A 3,288-nucleotide genomic window follows, 5' to 3' on the forward strand; every position below is an offset into this window, starting at 1 on the left:
GTTTTACCAACAGTCATCCTGCGAAACCCATCTCGATAAAACCTGAACAGTTTTACGGGATACTCCTTTACCATGACAGAACCTCAAACTCCATATCCCGACAGGGGACATATTTTCTAAATTCCACTCCGGCAAATGGACAAAAACTGAATACCACTCAATTTTATATTCCATTCTGCACATATGCAAACTTATTTATTACTTTGCGCTCTTTTTGTCAAGAATAATAATTATTAGCAACTAAATGAAAAAAATGTCGATATACCTGTCAGTAGGGGAGCTGATAACACTATCCACAGCGATTGTTTGCTGCCCATGACAGGAGCAACACTCATGTCTGTCCAGCTCACCTGCCACAGATTTTTACAGTCTCCTCTCCGCTATAGCCCCATGCGGACAAAAGAGACCGTGGAAAGCTGGCGTGCCTGTCAGCATTTATCAAAAAATACGTCTACCGGCACGTTCAAGAAGTTCCATCAGTTTTGCTGATGGACTGGAGACTCTGGCAAGAAATATCATTGCCGCGATAATATATGGTTTAAAACTCGCCTCCCTGTACAGTTGATCCCGGTAGCGATCAAACACAGAGGCCACAACTTCGCCACGTTCACAGCTGACACCTGAAATATCAGCAGGCAGACAATGCATGTAAAGACCCTTTTTTTCCCTGGTCAGGTCCATGAGGCTTTCGGTACATTCCCATTCCATAAAATCACTATTCCGCATCAGCAGCTCTTTTTCCAGGGAACTGATACCCTCCAAATCGTTATCTTCATAGAGCTCCGTACGTTTCTCCATGGCACTGAACGGTGCCCAGCTCTTGGGATAAACGATGTCCGCATCAGCAAACGCCTCGGCCATGGAATCAGTCTTCGTAAAACTACCGCCGGCCACCTCCACGTTTCGCCGTGCAACCTCCTCCACTTCCGGCATAACAGAGTAGCCTTCAGGATGCGCCAGAACAACATCCATACCGAACCTGGTCATAAGGCCGATAATCCCCTGGGGAACAGAAAGAGGCTTGCCGTAAGAGGGGGAATAGGCCCATGTCATTGCGATTTTCTTCCCCTTGAGATTTTCCTTACCACCAAAAAAACGGATCAGATGCAGGGCATCGGCCATGGACTGGGTCGGATGATCAATATCGCACTGGAGATTAACCAGAGTAGGTCTCTGTTCCAGGATGGCTGCACTGTGACCCTGGCTTACCGCTCCGGCGACTTCTTTCATGTAAGTATTTCCCTTGCCGATGTACATATCATCACGGATACCAATAACATCAGCCATAAAAGAAATCATATTTGCGGTTTCACGAACAGTCTCTCCATGGGCGATCTGGGATTTTTCCTCGTCCAGGTCCTGTACAGCCAGTCCCAGCAAATTGGCGGCACTGGAGAAGGAAAAACGGGTTCTGGTGGAATTGTCACGAAAAAGGGAAACAGCCAGACCGCTGTCAAAAACCCTTGTGGATATATTATTCTGCCGCATATTCTGCAGAATTTCGGCGGTTTTGAATACTGCTGCGATTTCATCATCACTGCGATCCCATGTGAGCAGGAAATCATCCAGATACATCCCGGCCGATTCCAACTCTGCAAGCTGTTGAATAAGTTTTTCTATCTGTTCAACTTCCATCATCTTTCTCTCCTCGTCACTGTCAATGTCTATTTACATCGCACTCTACCGCAGACCAACCCTGCTGTTGAAATCTGTTATCAGTTCATCTATGACATCCACCTGGTTGAATATGGAATACCAGTAGTTATCATGGTCATACCACTGGTCATTTAATTCCTCCACAGTGCGCCCCTGCTGTTCCACCCATGTGTAATATTTGAGATTATGCAATGTTTTTTTACCATAGTATGACAGCTCTTCCGTATGATCCATGGTGATTGCGGAAATAAGCTCAAGATCCTTCTGAGCCTGAAAATCCGTATAAATACCGCGCTCATTTTCAAGTTCTTTCAGACGTGATTCGTACAACTGCATGGAATCAGTGGCGATGGAAACAACCACATCATTTTCTGTCAGTTCATTGTATTTGGCAAATTTAATGGCGGCCACCATATTGCCGATACCGGAAATACCAAGGAGATCAAGGTTCTCAACCAGGGACTCCTCAACACCGGCGGCAATCAATGCGGCTCTTCCTTCAGGTTCATTGAAAAGACGCAGCAGCCGCATTGGCACCTCATCATCTACTCCAATCACAAAATCTGTTTCACGGCAATCATGGACCCAGGGAACATGTTTATCTCCAATCCCTTCGATTCTATGGGCGCCGAAACCATTATAGAGCAGAGTCGGACACTGAAGTGCTTCCGCGGCAACAATTTTTGAACGGGGAAATTTCTGCTTGAGATAATATCCGGCCCCCAGAGTTCCTCCGGAACCTGAAGATGAAACATAACCGGCAAAGTGTTTTCCCGCCGAAATGTAAGGTTCAATAATTTCTTCAATACCACTTCCTGTGACAACATAATGCCACAGGGGATTTCCCATCTCATCAAACTGATTGAAAATCCGAAGGTCTTCCCCACTTTCTCTCAGTTCCCAGCATTTATCAAATATCTCTTTGACGTTGGACTCACAGCCCGGCGTGGCGATAATCTGACCGGCAATACTTTTGAGCCACTCAAACCTCTCTCTGGACATTTCTTCCGGAAGAATTGCTATGGCATTACAGGCAAGAAGCGCTGAAATATAAGCCCCTCCCCGGCAATAATTCCCGGTTGACGGCCAGACCGCTTTCGTTTTCCGTGGGTCAAACTGTCCCGTCACCAGAGCTGGAGCCAGACAGCCGTAAGTAGCACCAACCTTGTGGGCACCGGTGGGAAACCACCGCCCGGCCAGCATGATGATTGCAGCCCTGCACCCTGTCAATTCAGGGGGCAGAACAAAATGATTGACGTCTCCAAAAAGACCACCGGAATCCCGCGGTTCATTTTTCCAGGTAATTCTGTAAAGATTGGAGGGTTGAAGATCCCATAAGCCTGTTTCTTTTAATTTTTCCCGTATATTATCGGGCACCAGATCCGGATTTTTCATCATGGCAAACGTGGGCAGCGTGATACCCTTTTCCCGGCAATAGATGATATTCTTTTCAAGAATCTTTTCATGAACGGTTAAGTCAATCACTGGACAATCCTTTGTTAGGTGGTAATTACTCACAGGTACCCCAGCTTTTCACGGTCTCTTCTGTCCGCATAGTAGGCTATAGCGAACAAAAGAGCCTGCAAAAATCTGCGGCACCTGTGAGCAATTACAGTTCAGAGGTAATAAAAT

The 3,288-nt window shown here is 46.4% G+C and carries 2 protein-coding genes; both read right to left on the reverse strand.

What is annotated here, in order from left to right:
- Positions 1-438 precede the first annotated feature (438 nt).
- On the reverse strand, positions 439-1,635 hold the full coding sequence (gene ygeW / locus ACXLDX_RS09075) for a knotted carbamoyltransferase YgeW (RefSeq protein WP_457576857.1): 1,197 nt from the start codon (positions 1,633-1,635) through the stop codon (positions 439-441).
- A 45-nt stretch (positions 1,636-1,680) separates the two neighbouring features.
- Positions 1,681-3,141 carry a pyridoxal-phosphate dependent enzyme gene (locus tag ACXLDX_RS09080; protein ID WP_457576856.1) on the reverse strand — a complete coding sequence of 487 codons (1,461 nt, stop codon included), beginning with the start codon at positions 3,139-3,141 and terminating at the stop codon, positions 1,681-1,683.
- Positions 3,142-3,288 lie beyond the last annotated feature (147 nt).

The organism is Desulfomarina sp., assembly GCF_054039375.1.

Excerpts from the sequence above, each read along its gene's own strand:
- ygeW (WP_457576857.1), bottom strand. The coding sequence starts at position 1,635 with ATGGAAGTTGAACAGATAGAAAAACTTATTCAACAGCTTGCAGAGTTG.